A 24,165-nucleotide genomic window follows, 5' to 3' on the forward strand; every position below is an offset into this window, starting at 1 on the left:
TCCTTACTTAATTTAGATAATACGGGTATATACCTCAACAGTATATACCCCATATTATCTTATAAGAAAGATTATTATGAAAAGATATTTGTCACTAATTTTAATACTTATATTATCAATATCGTGTTCAGGTAATGATAATACAGTCCCTGATCTTCAACCCGATCCGGACTTACATATTCAGCAACCTTATATTGTAGCATATTTGCCAACATGGAAGATGCCTTATAATGTGCTATGGAGCAAAATAACTCATCTTTGTTTGGCATTTGGCTTAGTACAATCCGATGGATCACTCAACACAACAGAGATAACAAAGTACAAATCGGTAATTGACGATGCACATCTTAATAATGTAAAAGTTTTATTATCAATAGGTGGTGGAGGAACAACAAACTTCTCTTCTGCTATTTTAAATGAAAAGAATCGTAGCCGGCTTGTAGATAATATTGTAAATGCTATAACTGCGTTAGGTATAGACGGAGTCGATATTGATTTTGAAGAATGGGAAGGAGGAATAGGTGGAGCCAACAGTAATGATATTGTTAAACGAACAGCTCTGGAAGAAACATATCGCTTGCTTCGCAATAAGTTAGGAAGCAAAAGAATAATAACTGCTGCTGTCAGTGGTAGCTGGGATAATGGTGGTTGGGGCTATTATAATTGCTACAATAATACTATGCATGAGTATCTTGATTTTGTTAGTTTGATGATCTATGATGAAACTGGGCCTTGGTCGGGGAGTAACGTAGGATCGCATAGTAGTTGGAACTTCTATGTCAATTCGATAAATCATTGGCTTAAAAACCGCAAACTACCAAAAGAGAAATTAATAGCCGGAGTTCCTTTCTATGGTTACGAATTTAAATCTTCAAATGATGCTACAGGTGCTACAAGTCTTTCTTATGCAGATATTCTGTCAAAGTATTCGGATCCAGAAGCTCACCTGAAAGATAACATCGGACTTATATATTATGATGGAATACCTACAATAGAGAAAAAAACAAAATACGCGAAAGATAATTTACTTGGAGGAATAATGTTTTGGGAAATAACACAAGACACCTATAATATTGATAAAAGTCTTCTCGAAACTATTTATAAAACATTAAAAAAAGATTAGAATATTTTCAGCTACACTTTTCTTTGAATTAAAGAATGTACTAATCTGTAAAATAAGAAAATATAATGAAAGATATTATTTTGACATTGTCTGTCTTTTCTGTTATCGCTCTATCAGTTATTTCTTGTAAAGGAAAAAGGGTAGAACGTAAATCATATAATGAGGGAATAAACATTATTCCTATTCCTCTCGAACTAACACAGAATGAAGGGGTATTTATTCTTTCGAAGGATGTTGTGTTTGTATCGCAGAATGAAGAGACAGATAAGATTGTTAGCTATTTTACTGCTAAAATAAAGAATTCAACGGGATATAGTCTGAAAAAGAATAAAGATAAACCGAATGCGAATTATATCAATCTGTCAGTTGTAACCGATATAGATGTTAATAATGAAGGTTATCTGCTTACTGTTGATAAGAAAGGGGTTGACATAAAAGCTAAAACGCCCCAAGGACTCTTTTATGGTATGCAAACTGTTATGCAATTATTACCGGCCGAGATTGAAAGCTCAACACAGATAAATTATATTACTTGGCAAATACCTGCTGTAACAATCAAAGACGAACCTCGATTCGAATATCGTGGACAACATTTGGACGTATGTCGTCATTTTGTAGATGTAGATTTCATCAAAAAGCAGCTCGATGTATTGGCTATGTTCAAGATAAATACCTTTCACTGGCATCTTACTGAAGATCAGTCATGGCGGATAGAAATTAAGAAATATCCCAAACTAATGGAAGTAAGTACAAAACGAACCGAAGGAGAGGGAAATGTTTACGGACCATTCTTTTATACTCAAGAACAAGTAAAAGAAATAGTAGCTTATGCCAAAGAGCGCTTTATAGAAGTTATCCCCGAAATAGAACTTCCTGGCCATGCAGTAGCTGCATTAGCAGCATATCCTGAATTTTCGTGTACAGGTGGCCCATTTGAGGTGCGCAAAATATGGGGAGTATCAAGTGATATCTATTGTGCAGGAAACGATTCTACTTTTACGTTTCTTGAAGATGTGATTGCCGAAGTTATCCCTTTATTCGAAAGCGAATATTTCCACATAGGAGGAGATGAAGCTCCTAAAGCAAAATGGGAAGCTTGTCCAAAATGTCAGGCTCGCATCAAAGCTCTGGGATTAAGATCAGATAAGGAGCATACAGCCGAGGAAAGATTACAAAGTTACTTTGTTCAGCGCATCGAGAAATTTTTGACACAACATGGGAAAAAGATGATAGGTTGGGACGAAATTCTCGAAGGAGGACTAGCTCCATCAGCAACAGTAATGAGCTGGCGTGGCGAAGAAGGGGGAATTGCCGCAGGAAATATGGGGCATGATGTTATAATGACGCCAGGAAGATGGTTGTATTTAGATGCGTTTCAGGCAGATGAAAAATTATCACCGATTGGTATCGGAAATAATTATATACCGATTGCTACTACCTATAGTTACGATCCTGTACCCGATCAATTAGCTAAAGATAAGCAGCATCATATATTAGGTGTGCAAGCTAATGTATGGACGGAATATATGTATGAACCTGAAATTATAGAGAATTATACATATCCTCGTATACTGGCTTTAGCTGAAATAGCTTGGTCAGCATTATCCCGTAAAGATTATAAAGATTTTGAACGTCGTCTGGATAATGGCAGAGTACGTTTAGATATGCACAATATCAATTATTTTATTCCGCAACCTCAGGATATTGGTGCGCCTTCATGTAATTTTGTGGCTTTTGTAGATTCTGCGATTGTTGCTCTGGAAACATTAGAGCCAATGAAAATTGTATATACTACTGATGGAACAGAACCAAATGAAAAATCGACAGAATATAAATGCCCTCTTTCTATAAAAGAAAATACAGTGTTTAAAACTCGTTCAATCCTCCTTTCGGGTAAAAAGGGGGAAGTGCGTACTATTACATACCAAAAGCAATCTTATGCCCCGGCTGTAATGAGAGAAATAGGATATAAGTCGGGACTAAAAGCCGAATATTACCAAGGAATAATGCATAAAGTCGCACAATTACAAAATAAGATTCCGAGTGAGACGGAATATATTGCTGCTCCTCAAGATGCTAAGCATTGGATTAAAGGACATGGGGAATATCCTGTCGATGAAAATTACAATGTTGTCCTTAGCGGTTATATTGATATTCCCGAAGATGGGATATATTTCATCAATACTTTGGCTGTTCAACTTTGGCTAGATGGAAAATTATTGATATCGAATGAAAATACTGTTGTTCGTCAGTCTCATGCAGATAGTTCTATAGCATTGGCAAAAGGATTGCATGAAGTAAAGATGATAAAACTTTCGGGTATCATTGGTGGATGGGCTCCAATGTGGAATCAACTATTTATTAAAATGCGAAAATTAGGAGAACCACACTTCACGCTACTTGATGCATCTTATTATAAATAGGAAGTAATAAGATTGATAGAAATTAAAGAAAGTGCCCTTAAAGGTTAGATATAGCTTTTAAGGGCATTTTGTATTGTTTTTAGCCTTGAGATAAATCCTGAAACGAATAGGGATAGTCACTTCCCATCGTCTTTTTATATTCTACGACAAAAGACATATATCTCAATCTGGCTTCATTTTCCATTTTTAAACCTAATAAGGCCTTTATTTCATACGATAAGGCGCTATCGTTTAAAGTATCTATATTGAATATTGCTTCGGCTAATTCTATTGTTGTATGATGCGTCTTAGCTATATGGCTTTTTTCTATTTCATTTAATAATAGAGGTTCTAGATGACCTTCTATTGAAGCTTTAATAGAATCAAATAACGGATGATCGGAATGTTCCAGAAATTTACCCCTATTTAAAATAGTCAATAATTCTTCTTTCTCTTTCTCAATATTGATATTGGATGATATAATTTGAATACATCTGGTGTAGTCACAATAAAACTCTTCAGTCTGTACAATTCTGAAATAGCCTTTGTTGTAAACTAATTCTACTCCATCAAGCTCGCTCAGGGCTTTGCGTAAATGATTGATGGTAACACCTCTCGAATTTTTAACTTTATCTTCAGCTTTCTCCGGCCATAAGATATTGCTTAACCGCTGAGAAGTTATACCATCCCCGTTACTGTGTTCTAAAATCAGACAAAAAGTTTGTTTGAGCCTGGTGCTAAAAAGATGTGTAATGTCCTTCTTCGATCTGTCGAACACCATAAATTCGCCAAAGAGATAGATTGAATTAGGTCTTATTATATTTTCTTTCTCTTTGAATGGATATCCCGAAGTCAACTTTTGATTGATAATATGTTTTTTTCTATATTTCCTATATACTAAATAACCGACAATAGAATAACATACAACTAAAAATAAGAGAATAAGAAAGATATTTACAGAACCTGAATTTCGAGGGTAATTACCTAGTTCTTCTGCTGAAATAGGAGGGAATGCCAGAGAATAAACCTTTATATTAGATGTTATATCGTCTTTAGATTCTTGTACAATGACAAATAAACTACTTAGCTGTTTATCATAAAAAAGTTTTGCATTTGTAGTAATCTTATCCGAATAGATTGGAATAGAGTCCCCTAGTATTTGATATGCCCCGTCTTTCAACGAAAATTCGTACAGTTTCAAGAACGACTCAGAAACATGTTCCGGATAACATAATGCATAGAAACAAGAATCACCTGATAAAATTAGATTTCTGGCGGGAACAACATTATCTCCTTTCCATGATATTTGCCAAAGTTTTGTTATAGCTTTTGTCTCAAAGTTTACTTTATATAAGTCATACAGATACTTACGTCCTACAATATGTTCACCTGCTTCATTACCCATACCACCGAATATATAGGCTGAGCTTTCTTTCACATTGTAAGAAGTTGACAAAAAATAACGAGGGAAAATTATATCCCCTCCAAATTTATCTAGAGTTTTCCATTTGGCTGAATCCACATTATAGGAATAAAACTTGCTGCTATACATATTATTTCCATATCCGCCAAATATTATCTGTTCTTGCTTGCTGCTGTTGTAAAAAGTACCATGATGGTGTAATTCCCGTTGCAGCTGGTCGTGGCTTTCCACTGTCCATTCGTAGGAATTCAGGTCTAAACAGGCAACGGTTGATCCTGTATAAGGTCTGTTGTAATATACTTCATAAACATAAAGCTTATTATGTTCTGTATCTATAAAATTAGTTGCTAACACAAGATCTACAGGACATTTTTTCTCAAAAGCTATTTTCTTTGTTTCATTCGTTTTAGTATTAAATATAAATATAGAATCTCTATTGAAATAATATATTTCTTTTTTAGCTTCATTGTAGTTAGAACCAGCTATAGATTGTGAACTGGCTGATGTAATAAGCTTCCACCGATATGCATCATTAATTAACCACTCAGGATTTGAAACTTCTCCGATAGCTTCTCCTTGACTATCGTGCACTATACTACCTTCATTTTCTTTAAGAGGAAAATCATAATTATTCTTATTATTTCCTATCGACAATTGTTTGATAGCAAAAGATGGAACATCTATGATATAATCACTTTTACCAAAAATTATTTCGGGTTCATACAACTTTGGTAAGTTTAAGTTTTTTACTCTGAATTTATGATTATGAATAGACAATTCTATAGAATTATTTGTTAGATCAAAAGTAATTTTAACTTTGACCCAACTAAAGTTTATTAGTTCATTCTTGTCTATCTCTGTAACAATCAGGCTGCTTCTTCCTTCTTCGTTGAATCTAAATACACAATGCCCTTCGTGACCTTCATAAAGAAAGTTGTAAATTTTATCGTCGTTTTTATTTTTAATTCGCACAATATGTCCGACTCTAGTCTGATAATCCAATGATAAGAAAAAATCTATATCAAAATTATCAGTAAAAGATACTGACTTATGGTTAAACACATCGAATGATGTGCGTTTATCTATTGGCTGTTCATTTCCGCTAAATTTTAACCCCTGAGCAATAGCTGATTGGACAACAAATATGTAAAGTATAAAAAATACATGCCAAAATCTCATAGAGGTGGGTATAAGATAGATTCAGTTAATCGTTAGTAATTACTTTAGATAGAAATTCTTTTGTTTCTATATGTTTTAATTATATAAATATTATATATGAAAGTAAAAATAAGAAAAATATCGGCAAAGAAAAAACTTTATTTTATTACTAATCGTTTATGGTAAGCCAATTCGTTCATTAATGGCATTTCGTTATATAAATATGAGTGGTTAATGTTTTTTATTGGTTAATAACCCTGTTTTAACCGTAATTTTAACCGATAGATATGACTTTTGATAAAAATATTAAATACCTGATCAAAATATTAAATATCATGAAAGTCTATCCATGCATTCGGACTCGAAAAATATCTCTGTCTAATATTATTAAAAATTAAAGCATAAAATGAATATGGAGAAAATGGTTTTATTTTCCATATTGTAATATACCTATCCTTAATTATGTCTAATATGTCTAATTTTTTAACCCATTAAGTAAAACATGGAACTAATAAAAAACTTGCGAGCATTTATGTTTGCCGTCTTATTGGGAACTGTTGTGTCTTTTGCAATTACCTCTTGTAGCGATGACAATGATGATTCTACAAGCTATGCGCATGGAACAGTTTCGGGGACAGTTACAGATGAAGTTGGCAACCCCATAGAGGGAGCCTCTGTTGTTGTATCAGGAGTAGATAATGTAGTAACAACTGATAATGAAGGTTTCTTTTCAGTGAGTAATGTTACAGTTCAGAGTCATAGTATAACTTTTACCAAGAAAGGTAGAGAAACTATAAGCACTACTATTACTGCCAAAACTTTTGCTAAGGGAGGTGGCAATACAGCAGCGGTAACAGTTGCGATGCTGGATGCATCCTCTCAAATTGTAGGGGTTGTTTATAATGCAAAAAACAATAATGTTCCTTTTGCGGGAGTGACAGTAAGTATAAACTCTTCGAAACAAACTGTTACCGGAAGTGACGGTACGTTTGTTATAGAAGACATAAGAACAAATGATTATACCATCTCCTTTGCCAAAGAAGGATATACTACAATCTCTAAGAAAGTTACTAAAGGTAGCTTTATTGATAAAATATCTACAGTAGAGCCGATATTCATGGGGCGTGTAGAGCTCCTTCGAGGATTGACTGCCGATGATTTAGCCGAAGCCGACAAGTGGTATTATAATGAGTATAGAGGAGGTCGAAATGGAGATGCCTACCCTCATTGGGACTGGTCGACAGATTATATGTGTACATTCAGCTTTGTAGGACAATGGGAAGAACAGAATGAAGGAACTACTTTGCAGGTAAGAAACAGTAAAGTGGAACAAGGTAACCCGGCAGATCTCGAAGTATTTGATTCCTACACTTATGGTAGTAAATTAATAACAGAAGATAACAAAATAATGTCATTGAGGGTTCGTACTCACAGTACAAGCAGTGATGCTCCTGCATATTTTGGTGTACAAGTTGTAGATTTATCTCAAAGTGATCCCGCGGCTGTAAAGATAGGGAATACAAATACATTACATTCGGGTGATTATAAAGACTTCGAATATGACCTGAGCGCCTATGTCGGAAAAGAAGTTGTTATAGCTATAGGTATTTATCGTCAATCGGAAGGAGACTATTACAAACAGCTCGTACTTCGTGCTATTCGTTTTGCAGACCGAAAGGTTGAAGGATGGGGTTGGTTGCCGGGAACAGAAGTTGTCAACGGCTGGAAGCTGACTCAAGAAATGGTTCGTTCTACAATGACTCAATCAAATAAGTCATTTACAGGCATCAGTCCGGTAAGTGGAAATAGAGATAGTTATGCAGATGCTTATCGTTCTTGGAAAAATGTTCGTCATGTTGCAGGAGAGTGGTCACTTGTTCCTGTAAAGAAAGACCCAGAAGTATTTCCTTCCGAAGGTTATATAATCAAGACCCGCAACGATTCGGAAATAAGCACTACTGTTCCTGAATCATATCTGTATTCTAAATTTGCTATTGCCTCAGGACGTAATACATTGACCTTGCGTGTACGTAATTTCAGCAGCAATTATACTTACTTCAAACTTAGTGCTGTAGAAGAAAGTGGAACAGTAACGCATCTTAGTCCGCAAAGTGCGAATGCTCAGAGCCAATCCGCAGCAGCCGATGGATGTTGGAAATTCGTACACCAATCAGGAGGAGCAGGAGATCCTGCCGGTTATGCTTCATTTGTTTACGACTTATCACAATTCAATGGGAAAAATGTGGTATTGACATTGGGAGTTTATAATTGTGTGCCAAACTCAGGAGAAAATAAACTGGCTATATATAAAATTGATTTACAGTAAATAATATAATGTCTAAGAATATGATAAAAAAGATATTAAGCACCTTAATCGGCTGTTTGTTTGTGGCAACCATAACAATGGCATGTAGCGATAATACGAATGATGATCCTAAGAAACCTGAGATTCCTGACACAAAGGATCCTCAAAGTGTTGCTAAACAAAATTTGGAAAGATCTATACAGTTGGCAGATAATACATTCACTAAATATTTTGTTGCAGATGGCACGGCCATGGCACGGTTTTATAATCCATACACAAGTAGTGTTTCGGGAGAAAAAGCCAGTGTTTGGATGTATACCTCTTCTATCGAAGCAGTAAATGCTATTCTGGCCGGTCTTCAAGCGCAAAAAAGTCAAGGAGACGCAACTCTTTATGATAAGCACTTCAGCCGTTATTCAGATTTGCTGTCTAAGCTGTATACTAACTTAGATTACTATATGGGAACATATACGTTGACTTCTTTTACTCAAGAAAAGTCGTGGTCTATTTATGGGGTGAATCGTGCAAATGAAAAAGGTCAGGCAAATGTGTCGGGCATAGAGAATGTGTATGACGATCAGATGTGGCTTATTCGCGAAATGATAGAAGCCTATAAATTAACAGGGAAGGCCGAATATTTGAAAAAAGCTGAATATTTGACTTCGTATGTATTAGATGGATGGGACACAACCCGAGATGAGAATGGAAATGAAAATGGAGGTATCCCTTGGGGGCCGGGTTATGTAACTAAACATGCATGTAGTAATGGGCCAATTGTTAGTCCCCTGGTGTGGCTGCATGAGTTGTATGCTGAGAAATCGGACGAAATCGAATATCGTTATATAGATGCTACCGATAAGAAAACCCGAAAATCTGAAATGATTAAGAAAAGCAACTATTATCTTAATTATGCAAAAAAGATATATCAATGGCAGAAAGAAATATTGATGATGTCGGAAGGTGTATTTTTTGATATGCGTGGAGGATGTGAGCCTAGTTGCGATGTAGCATATGAATATGTAAATCAAGTGAAATACCGTAAAAACACCAGATTGACAAGAAGCGAAGGCGCAGCCTACTCATACAATACAGGAACAATGATTTCAGGAGCGACTGACCTATACAGAGTAACTAAAGATGCAACATACTTGGCAGACGCAAAAAGAATGGGTGACGATAGTTTCAAGTATTTTGCCGGCAAAGGAAAAGAGCTTATAGGATATTATACATATGATGTCAGTGGTTTCAATAATTGGTTTAATGGAGTATTGATGCGCAGCTATGTAGAATTATATCCTTCATATATAAATATGAAATCATATATCAATAGTTTTCAGCAAAATCTTGATTATGGATATGAGAACTTCCAATACGAAGGTCTCTTACCGGTAAACCTTTTGTCGGGCTGGGAGAACAATAAGAATGACAATAATATAGAAGGTATGTTTATGTTTACATTTGCAGCCGAATATGCTATCCTGTCTAAATACGAATTAGAGAACAATAAATAAATTAAAAAATATTGCTATTATGATGGAAAAGCAATGCGCAAAAAACTTTCGAAGTAGAGTTTTATTGATGCTTCTAATTCTTTGTGCCCCATTGTCTCTTTTGGCACAGAATAAGAAGATATCGGGTGTAGTAGTTGATAACAACAATGAAACATTGATAGGAGTATCTATAACAGTTAAGAATGCAAATAAAAGCACTGGTACAGTTACAGATGTTGATGGACGCTATACTATTGAGGCTGCTAGTGATGCCACACTGGTATTCAGCTATATCGGATTTGGAACAAAAGAAGAAAAAGTAGCAGGACGCACTCAAATCAATGTTATAATGCTCGTTGACAATGTTGTATTCGATGATGTCGTTGTTGTGGGCTATGGTGTTCAGAAGAAAGTTACTTTGAGTGGTGCAGTAGCAGGAGTAAAAGGTTCGGAAATGCTGCAAACCAAAAACGAAAACCCGCAGAATATGCTTACCGGTAAAATATCGGGAGTGCGTGTATGGCAAAAAAGTGCGGAGCCGGGATCATACAGTGCAAATTTTGACATTAGAGGTATGGGAACTCCGTTGGTTATCATTGATGGTATTCCTCGTACAATAGAAGATTTTCAGCGTATTAATCCAAATGACATTGATGATATATCTGTATTGAAAGACGCTTCTGCGGCTATTTATGGTGTTCGTTCGGCCAATGGTGTTGTTTTAGTTACTACCAAAAATGGAAAAGAGGGTAAGATGGAAATCTCTTACAATGGATCTTATACTTTTCAGAAACCTTCGGGAATGCCTACATTGGCCAACGCTTATGATGCAATGACTTTGTACAACGAAAAGTCGATGAATAATGTAAATGGAGGTAGTATTATTTATGGACAGGATGCGTTCGATGCTTTTCGTAACGGAACACGTCGTACTACTGATTGGACTTCTCTGCTATTCTCTGATTATTCTCCACAAACGCAGCATGACATAAGTATTTCCGGAGGTAACGAAAAATTGAAATATTTTTTTGGGGCAGGCTACTTCTTTCAAGAAGGATTTTTCAAATCGGGAGATTTGAATTATAATAAGTTCAATCTTCGCTCTAACATTAATGCAACGATTGTAAAAGGGTTAACATTGGATGTAAACTTAAGCGGAATGGCAGATGAACAACATAATCCTTATGCAAGTTCGGTTAATATTATTCGCAACTACTGGAAGCAAGGTGTATTATATCCTGCTTATGCAGATCCTGAAAACACTATGCTAAACTATGATGGACTCGATCTGGAGCAAAATACGGTAGCAATGATCGATTCTGATATTTCAGGCTACAGAAAATATAAGAAGAAAAGTTTTCAATCATCAGCTTCATTAAATTTTGATTTCGCCACATTGGATAGTAATCTCAAAGGATTAACTGCTAAAGCTTTGATTGGTTATGACTACCATACAAACAATAATACAATTTTTAGAAAAGAGTATTATCAGTATGCTTATAATTCGAAAACGAATTCATACGACAAAAAAGTTTATGGAGACAGTTCTCCAAGTCAGATAAAGCGTGAGTTTTATGATAAACAACAGATATTAAGTCAGTTTGTTCTAAACTATGACCGTACATTCAATGAGCTTCACAAAATAGGAGGATTGATAGGATGGGAGACTCAGAAAAATGACGGAGACAATTTCTATGGATTGAAGAATCTGGCATTCGGAACAGACCACCTTTTGGCTGGTGTAGAAGAGGGACAGATGACAGGGATGTCTTCTAAAATAGGAGATTATTATGATGAAGCTAAATCGGCACTTATCGGTAGGCTCAATTATGATTATGGTAGCCGATACATTGTTGAGGCTCAGTTTCGTTATGATGGTTCATCACGATTTGCAAAAGGACATAAATGGGGATTCTTCCCATCAGCATCGGCTGCATGGCGTCTTTCCGAAGAACCCTTCTTCAAGTCAATATCAGCATTGTCTTTTGTTGAACAATTAAAATTCAGAACCAGTTATGGTATATTAGGTGACGACTTAGCTGATAGCTGGGATTATGAATGGTTACCGGGATATACCTATCCGGCAACAGGTAACAACTCGGAGCAAGGATATTATGATAATTATGCTCCCGGATACATATTTGGAGGACAATTTGTAACCGGTGTTACTCCCAAAGCATTACCTAATGAAGCTATAACATGGTACGAAGCTAAAACATTCAACGCAGGTGTCGACTTTGATGGATGGAACAGTCTCTTTGGTTTCTCTTTAGACTATTTTGACAGACGACGCTCTGGGCTATTTGCTCGCAATACGTCTGAATTTCCAACTGTGATCGGTGCAACTGCTCCTAATGAGAACAAGAATAGCGATCGTCAGTTTGGTTTAGAACTGGAGTTGAGACATAAAAATAAGATCAATGATTTAACCTATAACATAAAAGGTATTGCAACTGTTACCCGTACTAAATATCTGACAGCAGTACAAAATGGGCCTTATAAGAATTCTTACGATAAATGGCGTAAAGATAATCTGAACAACCGTTATCAAGGAGTTCAATTTGGTTACGAATCGGCAGGACGTTTTAATAATTGGAATGATATCTGGTATTATCCGATTTATACAGAAAAAGATGTATTACCCGGCGATTATAAATATCAGGATTGGAACGGCGATGGAGAAATCAACAGTCAGGATGAACATCCTTTTGCTTTCGATCAAACACCTTGGGTTAATTTCAGTTTGAATATGAACTTTCAATATAAAAACTTCGATTTGAATTTATTATTTCAAGGCTCAGCATTAGGGTCAATGGAGTATAAAGAGCCACTTTATTCTATATGGGGTACCAATGGCGGAGGAACACTGAAACAATATTTGGATCGCTGGCATCCGGTAGATCCTACTGCCGACCCTTATGATCCTGCTACAGAATGGGTAAGTGGATATTATGGATATACGGGTCATTATCCAAAAACAAATTCGGCATTTAATCGTGTAAGTACAGCATACCTGCGACTTAAAAGTGCAGAACTAGGTTATACATTACCTAAACTAAGATCACTATCAGGTGCTAATTTACGTGTGTTTTTTAATGCCTACAACATATTTACTATAACAGGAGTGAAGTTTGTGGATCCGGAACATCCGGATGACGATATGGGCAGAATGTATCCTATAAATAAAACCTATACTATAGGATTGTCTCTTGGTTTTTAGATTTTAATATTGAAAATAAGAAATAGCAAATAAAAACATATGAAAAAGTTATTTATTATATTATCCATATTGGGGAGTGTCTATCTTTCTTCGTGTGTCGATTTAGACATTACCCCTAAAAATGTAGTCAGTGATGATGATTTACTGACTAACGAATCGGGAATGGATGTTTATATGGCACGGCTATATAGTTATATGCCTTTCGAGGATTTCAAGTATATGGCCGAATGGGGATATGAGTATAATGGTTGGCTGGCTGCTACCGGAATAGAAGGAACCGGTGAGGCTGTAAATCGCGATGGTATTTCTAAATCATTTACCAGTGAAAGAACAACTTACTGGAGCAGAGCTTTTGAAACACTTCGTGATGCCAACCACTTGATAGAAACACTTCCTAATTATAAGAGTAACCATACCGAAGCTGTTTACAACCATTATTTAGGTGAAGCTTACTATGTGCGTGCAACAGTGTTCTATGCAATGGCTCGCCGATTCGGTGGCATTCCTTTGGTTACAAAAGTAATTCCGTATCCTGCAGAAGCATCAACATTGGAAGTTCCACGTGCAAGTGAAGAAGACACGTGGAATCAAATCTTAAATGATTTTGATAAAGCGATAGAGTTGATGCAACCTCAAAGCCTTAAGTCGGGATATTCTAACAAATATGTAGCTCTTGCTTTCAAATCGCAAGCAATGCTATATGCTGGATCTGTTGCAAAATATAATGAATCGGTATCAGGCAGATTAACAGGTTTAGGAAAAAAGACAGGAGTACGGGTAATTGGTTTCGACAATGATAAATGGCAGGAAGCTTATAAGAAATATTTTACAGAAGCATATAAGGCCGCACGTCAGGTAATGACTGAGGGAGGTTACTCTCTTTATAAGAAGAAATGGAATGCTACTGATAAAGATGCCCAGTATCAAAATATGGTCGATATGTTTAGTGATCTGAGTAGTGAAGAAAATATCTATGTAAAGGAATATCTGTATCCTACATTGGCTCATGCTTATGATGCATATAGTTCTCCTTTTATATTCAGAAATCCATTATCGGCAGGAACATGTCCTACTCTCGATTTTGTAGAATTATTTGATGGTTTCGATCGTTACCCAAATGGAACAATTAAAGTAACTTCAGGCGCTTCCAATACCGAAGGAAACTACTTACTATATGATACTCCTATGGATTTCTTTAAAAATGCAGAACCAAGGTTACGTGCTTATGTTATTTTCCCGGGAGATATGTTCAAAGGGAAAGAAATAGAAGTTCGTGGTGGAGTTTATACAGGTAATACCCCAATAAAACCATTATTTGAAAATTACTCTTATGCCAATGCAGAAGAACGCTACCAACAGTTGAAAGCATATACTCAAGCACCTAAAACATTGTATTTAAGCTCAAGAGAAGGTGCTGATCAGGAGCTTGTAAACTACAATGGTAATCAGATGACTGCTGCCGGGGCTAATGGACCTTTCTATGATAATGGAGAAGCTACTGTAACCGGATTTTATGGACGTAAGTGGTTAAATCCAAATCCATCGGCAGAAATAGGAAATGGAAAATCGACTCAGCCATTTATTCTTATGCGCTATGCAGAAGTTTTACTAAATGCAGCGGAAGCTGCCATCGAACTAAAACTGGCAGGAGTAGTATCTCCGGACGGATCTGATCTACAGCAGATAGCAACTGATGCTGTAAACGAAATTCGTGAACGTGCAGGGGCAACTGCACTTACAGCTACAATCCCTGCTACAGAAGATGGACGCGATATAGTGCGTAAAGAACGTCGTAAAGAACTAGCTTTTGAACATAAAACAAAATGGGATCTAAGACGCTGGCGTGTATTACATTACGATGGACGCGATGGTTTCTGGGGCGAAAAAAGAGATAAAAACATGTATAGCAACAATGCCGATTTCCGTTTTCGCGGACTATACCCATTCTTTTCTACTGCAACAGGAAAATACTTCTTTGATGCACATTACCAATGGGTTAGTGCAAAGAAGTATTCTTATAGTCCTCTCGATTATTATTTTGAAATACCAAGTAATGAGGTTGCTAAGAGTTCTGTAATAGATCAACAACCAAATAGATAAAAAGAAATACAATATGAAAAAAATAGTTTTTTATACTTTTATATGTATACCACTTTTGCTCTGCTCATGCGATCTTCTCGAAAAAGATAATTATGAAGCACCGGAAGAAACAATAAAAGGAGAAGTGGTTGATGTGGCTACCGGAGAGAGAGTACTTACCGATCAGGGCAGTGAAGGCATTCGGGTACGCTTGACTGAATTAAGCTGGGGTACGAATGTTGAACACAATGATGACTTTTATTGTATGGCGGATGGAACATTTCAAAATACCAAATTATTTAAAGGTAATTATCATATCGAACTAACCGGGCCATTTATTCCATTGACTCGCAAAGCAGAAGACGGAACAGTATTGGCAGATGAAAGCAAGACTATCGATATTGCCGGAGTTACGAATGTGAAATTTGAGGTTCAGCCTTTCTTAAAAATAGAATGGGTTGATGAACCCACGATATCAGATGGTAAAGTTACCGCACATATACGTGTTAAAAGAGGTGTAGATAAAAACACATTCCGTGAGAAAATAGAACCTATGGGTGGATATAGTGAGAGCTTCTTGAATCTTACGGATATTCAATTCTTTGTAAGCTACTCTTCATCTGTAGGGTATAGGTCACGTGACGAACGATGGTCGACTCAAATAGAATATAGCGGTGATGAATTCGATACTCAGTTTGGTAAAATTATTACTCTTCAGTCGAGTGGAACTATTCCGGCAGGAAGAACAGTCTTTGTACGAGCAGCAGCACGTATAAATTATGCAACTCCTGTAGGAAGTGGAACCAGAAGATGGAATTATAATGAAGCAAAAGAGGCTTTAGTTCCATAATATTCAATATATAAGGGTGTAAGGCTTGGTGTATATCTATAAAGTATTACGACTAAGCCTTATACTCTGTTAATAGACATATTGTAAGTAAACTTATTCAAATAAAGAATATATATTACATTAAGAGATAAACAATTTTAAATATAATAAGAGATGAAACGACTTTTGATTTTATTGATGGGGATAACCCTTGTTGTAGGAAATAAAATAAAAGCCATAGACAAAGATCCGGTTGATTATGTGAGTACACTTGTCGGCAGTATGTCGAAGCGCGAACTATCCACAGGTAATACATATCCAGCTATAGCACGCCCATGGGGTATGAACTTCTGGACACCTCAAACCAATGGAATGGGAGACGGATGGACTTATATGTACAATGCGGATAAAATAAGGGGGTTTAAACAAACCCACCAGCCAAGTCCATGGATGAATGACTACGGGCAATTTTCGATAATGCCTATAACCGGTAAGCTGACATTTAAAGACGAAGAACGTGCCAGCTGGTTTTCACACAAAGCAGAGGTTGCAAAACCATATTACTATTCAGTCTATTTGGCAGACCATGATGTAACTGCCGAAATAGTACCAACGTCACGAGCGGCAATGTTTCGCTTTACTTTTCCTGAGAAGGAAAAATCGTATGTGGTCATAGATGCTTTCGATAACAATTCATACGTAAAAATTATTCCCGAAGAGAATAAAATCATAGGTTATACAACAAAGAATACCGGAGGTGTTCCCGACAATTTCAAAAACTATTTTGTTATTGTAATGGATAAGCCTTTTACATATAAAGCAGCTGTTGGAGATAATAATATAAAAGAAAATCTATTGGAACTAGAGCATAATCATGCCGGAGCTATTATCGGATTTTCTACAAAAAGAGGAGAAGTTGTTCATGTCAGGGTAGCTTCATCTTTTATCAGTTTCGAACAAGCAGAACTTAATTTGAAAGAACTGGGCAACAATACTTTTGAAGAGGTGAAAGAACAAGGCAGGAGAGAATGGAATGAGGTATTGGGGAAGATTGTGGTTGAAGATGATAACATCGACAACTTGAGAACATTCTACTCCTGCCTTTATCGTTCAGTACTTTTTCCTCGTAGTTTCTATGAATATAATGCAAAAGGAGAAGTTGTACATTATAGTCCATTTAATGGAAAAGTATTGCCCGGATACATGTTTACCGATACAGGCTTTTGGGATACATTCCGCAGTCTTTTTCCTTTTCTCAATCTGATGTATCCTTCCATAAACGAAAAGATACAAGAAGGTCTGGTAAATACATATAACGAAAGCGGGTTCCTTCCCGAATGGGCAAGTCCGGGTCATAGACCTTGCATGGTTGGTAATAATTCAGCTTCGGTCGTAGCCGATGCTTATCTGAAAGGATTGAAAGGGTACGATGCTGAAACTTTGTGGAAAGCAGTCGTACACGGAGCAAATGCGGTTCATCCCGAAGTTTCGTCCACAGGTCGCTTAGGATTCGAGTATTACAACAAGTTAGGTTATGTACCTTACAATGTAAATATTAATGAAAATGCAGCGCGTACTTTGGAATATGCATATGATGACTGGTGTATTTATCAATTTGGGAAAAGACTAGGAAAACCCGATAAAGAAATAGAGATATATGCAAAGCGTGCAATGAACTATAAAAACCTTTACGATTCCGAGCATAAACTTATGCGTGGCAAAAATGAGGATGGTACTTTCCAGTCCCCATTCAACCCCTTGAAATGGGGAGATGCTTTTACCGAGGGTAATAGTTGGCACTATACATGGTCTGTTTTTCATGATCCTCAGGGATTGATTGATTTGATGGGAGGGAATAAAGGTTTTAATCAAATGATGGACTCTGTATTTAGTGTTCCGCCTTTGTTCGATGAGAGTTATTATGGTTCTGTAATACACGAAATACGAGAGATGCAGATTATGAATATGGGCAACTATGCTCATGGCAATCAGCCTATACAGCATATGATATATTTGTATAATTATTCGGCTCAACCGTGGAAAGCTCAATATTGGGTACGCGAGGTAATGGATAAGCTTTACAATGCTGCACCTGATGGCTATTGCGGCGATGAAGACAATGGACAGACATCCGCCTGGTATGTATTTTCAGCAATGGGTATGTATCCCGTAGCACCGGGTACAGATCAATATATACTTGGTTCTCCATTATTTAAAAAAGTTACACTTAATCTTGAAAATGGAAAACAAGTAGTTATCGAATCAGAAAATAATAGCATTAAAAACAGATATGTACAATCTATGTCAGTAAATGGCAAAGACCACACGAAAAACTTTTTAACTTATAAACAATTAACTGACGGAGTTATTGTTAAATTTGTAATGTCATCAGAACCGAATAAGGAAAGAGGTATCGCCGAATCAGATGCTCCTTATTCTTTCTCTAAAGAACTGAAAGAGACGAATACTAAATTGTGGAAAAAAATAAACAAAAAATAATATGAAAAAAAGATTATTATTCGCTCCTTTGTTTGCATCTCTCTTTATCGCTACAAATTCTATCAATGCGATGGATCTAAAATGCCCGCAAGACAATACTGTAGTAATTAGTAACAAATATATAAGCCAACGCCCTGCACTCAAAGACCGTTTGTTCAAATCGACTGCTATAGAAAAGGAAATAGTAAGAATAAAAGCTCTATTAAAAAATCCAAAGTTAGCATGGATGTTCGAAAACTGCTATCCCAATACACTCGATACAACAGTTCGTTTCGAGAAAAAAGATGGAAAACCTGATACTAGCGTGTATACAGGAGATATTCATGCCATGTGGTTACGCGATTCGGGAGCTCAGGTATATCCCTATATACAATTGGCCAATGATGATGCGGCTCTAAAGGAAATGCTTGTCGGTACAATCCTGCGACAGTTCAATTCTATAAATCTCGATCCGTATGCAAATGCATTTTATACCGATACAAATGAAGTCGGACATTGGGCCAGTGATATAACTGATATGAAACCGGGGGTACACGAGCGTAAGTGGGAAATAGACTCTCAGTGTTATCCTATTCGTTTGGCCTATGCATATTGGAAGAAGACAGGAGATGCAAGTATCTTTCAAGAAGAATGGTTAGCTGCGATTAAGAATATATTGAATACATTAAAAGAGCAACAACGTAAAACCGGTGTGGGACCTTATACATTTCAGCGTAAAACAGAAAGAGCCTTGGATACTTTAAACAATGATGGTAAAGGAGCTCCCGTAAAGCCTGTTGGATTGATAGTCTCGTCCTTCCGTCCTTCCGATGATGCCACTACTTTACAGTTTCTTGTACCATCTAATTTTTTTGCTGTGTCATCACTAAAAAAAGCAGCCGAAATACTGACAACTGTAAATGATAATAGAGGATTGGCTAACGAATGCTCTGATTTAGCAAATGAAGTAGAATTAGCATTAAAAAAGTATGCTGTATATAATCATCCTAAATATGGTGAAATTTACGCATTTGAAGTAGATGGGTTTGGCAATTATTTATTAATGGATGATGCCAATGTACCGAGCCTTCTTGCTATGCCTTATCTCGGCGACATCGACGTCAATGATCCCATCTATCAGAATACGCGTCGTTTTGTGTGGAGCGAAGACAACCCATATTTCTTTAAAGGAAAAGACGGAGAAGGCATTGGTGGCCCCCATATAGGATACGATATGGCCTGGCCTATGAGTATTATGATGAAAGCATTCACCAGCCAATCAGATGAAGAAATAAAATGGTGTATAGAAACTTTGATGAAAACTGATGCTGATACAGGATTTATGCACGAGTCATTCAATGTCAATGATCATTACAATTTTACTCGTCCTTGGTTTGCCTGGCAAAATACTTTATTTGGCGAATTAATAATCAAATTGGTAAACGAAGGTAAAATTAATTTGCTCAATAGTATAAAATAATTTCGAAGAAGAAATACGATATAACATCAAAATTTAATAATAGAATATTTTCTAATAATTTAGAGGATTTAATTCGACTGATAATAAAAATAAGGACATACATCTAGTGTGTCCTTGTTTTTTTTATGTCTTTCGAAGATGTGTTTTGTTCCAAAATGAATAATTCTTCTTTATATTTAATGCAAACGGATTGCTTTACATTTTAATAATTCTAATTTATCATAGATTTTATATACAATACTGATCTTTTTATACAACAATAAAAACATGCTGACATACTGTTGTCAAACAGGGGTAATATATTTGCATTGTAGTTAAATTTAAAAAACATTACAATTATGAAAATTAAACCTTACCTGTCATTTAATGGCAATGCAGAAGAAGCACTAACTTTTTATGCCGGAGTATTTAATGGAATTATCAGAGAAATTTGTCGCTATGGAGAATACAAGGAAATGGAAAGCCCGGCTGAATACAAAGACAAGATAATCCACAGTGATTTTGACTTTAACGGCTGTGGCATCAGTATGGCAGATGCAATACCCGGAACAAGAACAGACTTCGGTTCTTTAGGGCATACAATTACAGTATTCTGCGACACCGAACAACAACTGAGATATATTTATGGAAAGCTCTCTGTCGGGGGAGAAGTCAAATGTGAACTTAGCCAGCCACCTTATGCCAAACTATATGCTGAGATTGTCGATAAATTTGGCGTACTTTGGGCATTGATTATAGAATAACATTGACAAAGTGAACAAAGACTTAAACCGACTCGACCGCATATCGGCACTTTTGGTGCAACTCCAATCTCGTCCGATTGTAAAATCTTCTGAGATGGCAGAACGCTTCAGTGTGAGCCAACGTACTATCTATAGGGATATACGCACCTTGTCGGAAGCAGGAGTACCCATATGCGGTAATTCGGGAGTCGGTTATTCTTTGGTCGAAGGTTACAGGTTGCCTTCACTTATGTTCACAAAGGAAGAAGCAATCGCTTTCCTTACCGCCGAAAAAATCATCGAGCAGCTTACTGATACCCAAAATAGTAACTACTTTCGTCAGGGAATGGATAAGATACGTGCTGCATTGCGTGCTGTGGATAAGAAATACCTTCACGATATGGATAACACCATTGCAGTATATAAAAGCCGGAATGCAGGTGAAAGCCTACCCAACCTGATGCAAGTAATTCTAAGTAGCATAAACGATAAACAGATTGTAGAAATCGACTATACTAATGCTGATGACAATACAAGTAAGCGGGCATTGGAAGCTGTAGGTATAACTTATTCACATCCTCGCTGGTATCTGTCGGCCTGGTGCCACTTGCGGGAGGAATATCGAATGTTCAGACTCGATCGTATCAGAAATATAAAGACAATAGGTGATGAGCATACAAAGGTACATCCGCCTTTAGAGTCCCTACTCGGATGTGACGATCCACAATGTTTGACAGAAGTTATTTTGCATACAAGTAAAGAAGTTGCCAGACATTATGCTGACCGATGTTATTTTATGGGACTGACACATGAGAAAGAGCTTGCAGATAGAAGAGTAGAACAGACATATATGGCCTATTCACTCGAAAGTCTGGCTAGATGGGTATTGGCAAATGCCGATACAACAACAGTGGTTAAACCTACTGAAGTAAAAAATATTATTAAACAAATCATTCAAAAATTAGACTTATGAAAATAAATAGTACAGAAATAAAGAGCCTTGAACCGATAAAAACAATTGCAATCTCACATATTGGTGATTACTCAGGTATTGGTGATGTATTTGAGAAATTGGCTGTATGGGCAGGGGAAAATAACCTTTGGGCAGCTTCTCCTAAAATGGCAGGAGTTTATCATAACGATCCGAGGTATACTCCTGTCGAAGAATTAAGGTCGGAAGCTTGCCTTGAAGACCTATCCGGTATTAAACCCGGAGCAGGAATGAAGCATTACACCATAAGCGGAGGTAAATATTTTGTGATGCAGGTAGAAGTAATGATGGCTGAATATCATGAGGCTTGGACACAAGTTTATACTGTCATTAACGAAAAAGGCTACGAATGCGATACATGTGACCATTATGAACTGTATGTGAGTTGTGCAGGCGATACTCAGGATCCCGATGCACCTTGGGTTGTAGACTTGTGTATTCCTATAAAATAAGACTTAGATATCTGATAAATAAAATTAATAGGGCTATACTCTGTAAAAAAAGTATAGCCCTAATTATATCTACTAATCTAATCACTATTAATTCAGTTGAAGAACATATCTTTGTTAATATTCTACCGAAACGTAAATAGAGATAAATAAAGAGACTTATGAATGTTGAAGAACTTAGGGAACATTGCCTGTCTATAAAAGGTTCTGTAGAGTCTATTTCTTTACAGGTTCGCAATATATTAGTATTTAAAGTAATGGGGAAAATATTTGTATATATTCCATTAGAACCGGAAGACGGTATATTTAAAGTATATCTTAAATGTGATCCTAATAAGTCGGTTGAATTACGAGAGAAATACAACGGAGTGAATCCTGACGATTTTAAAACCCTTTTGTGGAATTGGATTACTTTAGAAAGTGATGTGCCGAATGAGTTAATTAAGGAATTGGTTAATCATTCAGTTGATGAGGTTATTCAAAAACTTTCGAAAAAGAAAAGGGCAGAATACTTAGGTATACAAAATACATGAGCATACATAAATTAGACAAAGAATATATGAGAGAGAAGCCCAATAGTGAAGATTTGTCAGCACAACTTCGATGCCCTGCCGGAGCAGAAGCTCGTCTGGTAGGAGAAAATATGTATCAGTCGAACAGTAATATGATATTCGAAACAATAAATGTCTTGAATATTCGCCCCTATGCAAAAGTTTTTGAAATAGGGTTTGGCAGTGGAATGCACTTATCTTATTTGTTCGAAAAGGAAGACACTCTGATATATGAAGGTATTGACATTTCAGAAGCTATGGTCGAAGAAGCTAATAGAAACAATAGTTCTTTAGTGAAATTGGGTAAAGCTACTTTTAGGCATACTATTGAATCTCAATCCTTATCTCTACGAGACTCATTTTTCGATTATTGTTTTTCGGTCAATACTATTTACTTCTGGAACAACCCTCAAGCATATTTTGATGAAATATTTCGTATTTTAAGTAAGGGTGGGGTAGTTGGTATAAGCTTTATTGCCAAGTCTTTTGGAACGAAATTGCCTTTTACACAAACTGGCTTTACTTTTTACGAGATTGATGAAGTAGAAGCGTTTCTTTATAATTCGGGCTTCATAAATATACAATACATCACATTGACCGAAGATGCTATTAGCAAAGATGGACAAAAAGTTACGCGTCCTTTTATTATCGTTACAGCAACAAAAGATCAACACTAAATAGTATCGGAATAGGTTAAAATACCTAGAAATAGTGATTGTATAATCTCTTTTTACAATGTTATTTTGTATTCGAATAATAAACATTGTTCTCTATTGAAGTGAGAGTATTAAGAGATGATAAATATAGATCTATACTAGGAGCCGCCCGAAAGGAATTTATACAGAAAGGCTTTAAAGATGCTTCCATGCGTACTATTGCAAAGGAAGCAAATGTAGGATTGAGTAATATTTATAACTACTTTACAAATAAAGATGAAATATTTCTTGAAATTGTATCACCTGCCCGAGACGATTTATCCTCTTTTGTAAAAGAGAAGCATACCGAAAAGTATATAGACTTTAATTTTATGTCTACTCTCGCTTATCAGGAAGAGACAGTAGATGTATATATACAACTACTTATAAAGTATAAAGAAGAAATTCGATTATTGCTCTTTCAGTCGCAGGGTTCTACGATGGAAAACTTTCGGGAAATTCTGACTGAATATCTTACCGATGTTTCAAATAATCATAAAACAATAGTGAAGAAACATTATCCGCAAGTGCATGATGTTTCATCTTTTTTCACTCATACGCTATGCGCGTTTATGGTGAGTATTGTTGGTGAAATTGTAACACATGATATGGATAAGCATAAGATAAGGGAGTTTTTCAGAGAATACTTCCGGTTTCAGATTGCCGGATGGCGCGAATTAACAGGAATATAAAGGGAGGCTAACGATAGCCTCCCTTCTTTTTTGAACAAAACAGGACATTGTTCGCTATTGGTTAAACTTAATTAGTAA

At 36.3% G+C, this 24,165-nt stretch carries 16 protein-coding genes; 15 read left to right on the top strand and 1 reads right to left on the bottom strand.

The genetic code is table 11. From position 1 onward, the window contains the following. The first annotated feature begins 76 nt into the window (after positions 1-76). Positions 77-1,123, top strand: coding sequence for a glycosyl hydrolase family 18 protein (locus tag BGC7_RS10180; protein ID WP_082206645.1), 1,047 nt, complete (start codon positions 77-79; stop codon positions 1,121-1,123). Between the two features lie 65 nt (positions 1,124-1,188). Continuing rightward, positions 1,189-3,546, top strand: coding sequence for a family 20 glycosylhydrolase (locus BGC7_RS10185; protein WP_050701490.1), 2,358 nt, complete (start codon positions 1,189-1,191; stop codon positions 3,544-3,546). Between the two features lie 79 nt (positions 3,547-3,625). Here BGC7_RS10185 and BGC7_RS10190 read toward each other — a convergent pair whose 3' ends face one another. Then, positions 3,626-6,127, bottom strand: coding sequence for a Kelch repeat-containing protein (locus BGC7_RS10190; RefSeq protein WP_050701491.1), 2,502 nt, complete (start codon positions 6,125-6,127; stop codon positions 3,626-3,628). A gap of 481 nt (positions 6,128-6,608) precedes the next feature. Between BGC7_RS10190 and BGC7_RS10195 the strand changes: the two genes are divergently transcribed. From BGC7_RS10195 to BGC7_RS18170, 13 genes are all read left to right on the top strand, one after another. Further along, a complete protein-coding gene (locus BGC7_RS10195; protein WP_050701492.1) occupies positions 6,609-8,432 on the top strand; it encodes a carboxypeptidase regulatory-like domain-containing protein in 1,824 nt (607 codons plus the stop codon). Positions 8,433-8,452: 20 nt separating this feature from the next. After that, positions 8,453-9,922, top strand: coding sequence for a glycoside hydrolase family 76 protein (locus tag BGC7_RS10200; protein WP_082206670.1), 1,470 nt, complete (start codon positions 8,453-8,455; stop codon positions 9,920-9,922). 19 nt (positions 9,923-9,941) lie between these two features. Further along, positions 9,942-13,121, top strand: coding sequence for a SusC/RagA family TonB-linked outer membrane protein (locus BGC7_RS10205; protein ID WP_050701494.1), 3,180 nt, complete (start codon positions 9,942-9,944; stop codon positions 13,119-13,121). A gap of 39 nt (positions 13,122-13,160) precedes the next feature. Continuing rightward, positions 13,161-15,221 (top strand): RagB/SusD family nutrient uptake outer membrane protein, encoded by a 2,061-nt coding sequence (locus tag BGC7_RS10210; RefSeq protein WP_050701495.1) that lies wholly within the window; start codon positions 13,161-13,163, stop codon positions 15,219-15,221. Positions 15,222-15,234: 13 nt separating this feature from the next. Further along, positions 15,235-16,050, top strand: coding sequence for a DUF3823 domain-containing protein (locus BGC7_RS10215; RefSeq protein WP_050701496.1), 816 nt, complete (start codon positions 15,235-15,237; stop codon positions 16,048-16,050). A 153-nt stretch (positions 16,051-16,203) separates the two neighbouring features. Then, positions 16,204-18,528: a GH92 family glycosyl hydrolase gene (locus BGC7_RS10220; RefSeq protein ID WP_050701497.1), complete on the top strand. Its 2,325-nt coding sequence runs from the start codon at positions 16,204-16,206 to the stop codon at positions 18,526-18,528. 70 nt (positions 18,529-18,598) lie between these two features. After that, the gene (locus tag BGC7_RS10225) at positions 18,599-19,987 is read left to right on the top strand and encodes a glycoside hydrolase family 125 protein (RefSeq protein WP_242034384.1); all 1,389 of its coding nucleotides are present in this window, start codon (positions 18,599-18,601) and stop codon (positions 19,985-19,987) included. A 338-nt stretch (positions 19,988-20,325) separates the two neighbouring features. Further along, on the top strand, positions 20,326-20,730 hold the full coding sequence (locus BGC7_RS10230) for a VOC family protein (protein ID WP_050701499.1): 405 nt from the start codon (positions 20,326-20,328) through the stop codon (positions 20,728-20,730). A gap of 10 nt (positions 20,731-20,740) precedes the next feature. After that, positions 20,741-21,682 (top strand): helix-turn-helix transcriptional regulator, encoded by a 942-nt coding sequence (locus tag BGC7_RS10235; protein WP_050701500.1) that lies wholly within the window; start codon positions 20,741-20,743, stop codon positions 21,680-21,682. After that, complete coding sequence (locus BGC7_RS10240) at positions 21,679-22,152, top strand: AraC family transcriptional regulator (protein WP_050701501.1); 474 nt, start codon at positions 21,679-21,681, stop codon at positions 22,150-22,152. Before BGC7_RS10235 ends, BGC7_RS10240 begins: the two co-directional genes overlap by 4 nt. A 158-nt stretch (positions 22,153-22,310) precedes the next feature. Next, entirely contained in the window at positions 22,311-22,682 is a 372-nt protein-coding gene (locus BGC7_RS10245; RefSeq protein WP_050701502.1) for an MmcQ/YjbR family DNA-binding protein, read from the top strand. Beyond that, a complete protein-coding gene (locus BGC7_RS10250; protein ID WP_050701503.1) occupies positions 22,679-23,377 on the top strand; it encodes a class I SAM-dependent methyltransferase in 699 nt (232 codons plus the stop codon). Before BGC7_RS10245 ends, BGC7_RS10250 begins: the two co-directional genes overlap by 4 nt. A gap of 101 nt (positions 23,378-23,478) precedes the next feature. Then, positions 23,479-24,087 (top strand): TetR/AcrR family transcriptional regulator, encoded by a 609-nt coding sequence (locus BGC7_RS18170; RefSeq protein ID WP_255351465.1) that lies wholly within the window; start codon positions 23,479-23,481, stop codon positions 24,085-24,087. Positions 24,088-24,165 lie beyond the last annotated feature (78 nt).

The organism is Dysgonomonas sp. BGC7 (assembly GCF_001261735.1).
Lineage (GTDB): Bacteria > Bacteroidota > Bacteroidia > Bacteroidales > Dysgonomonadaceae > Dysgonomonas.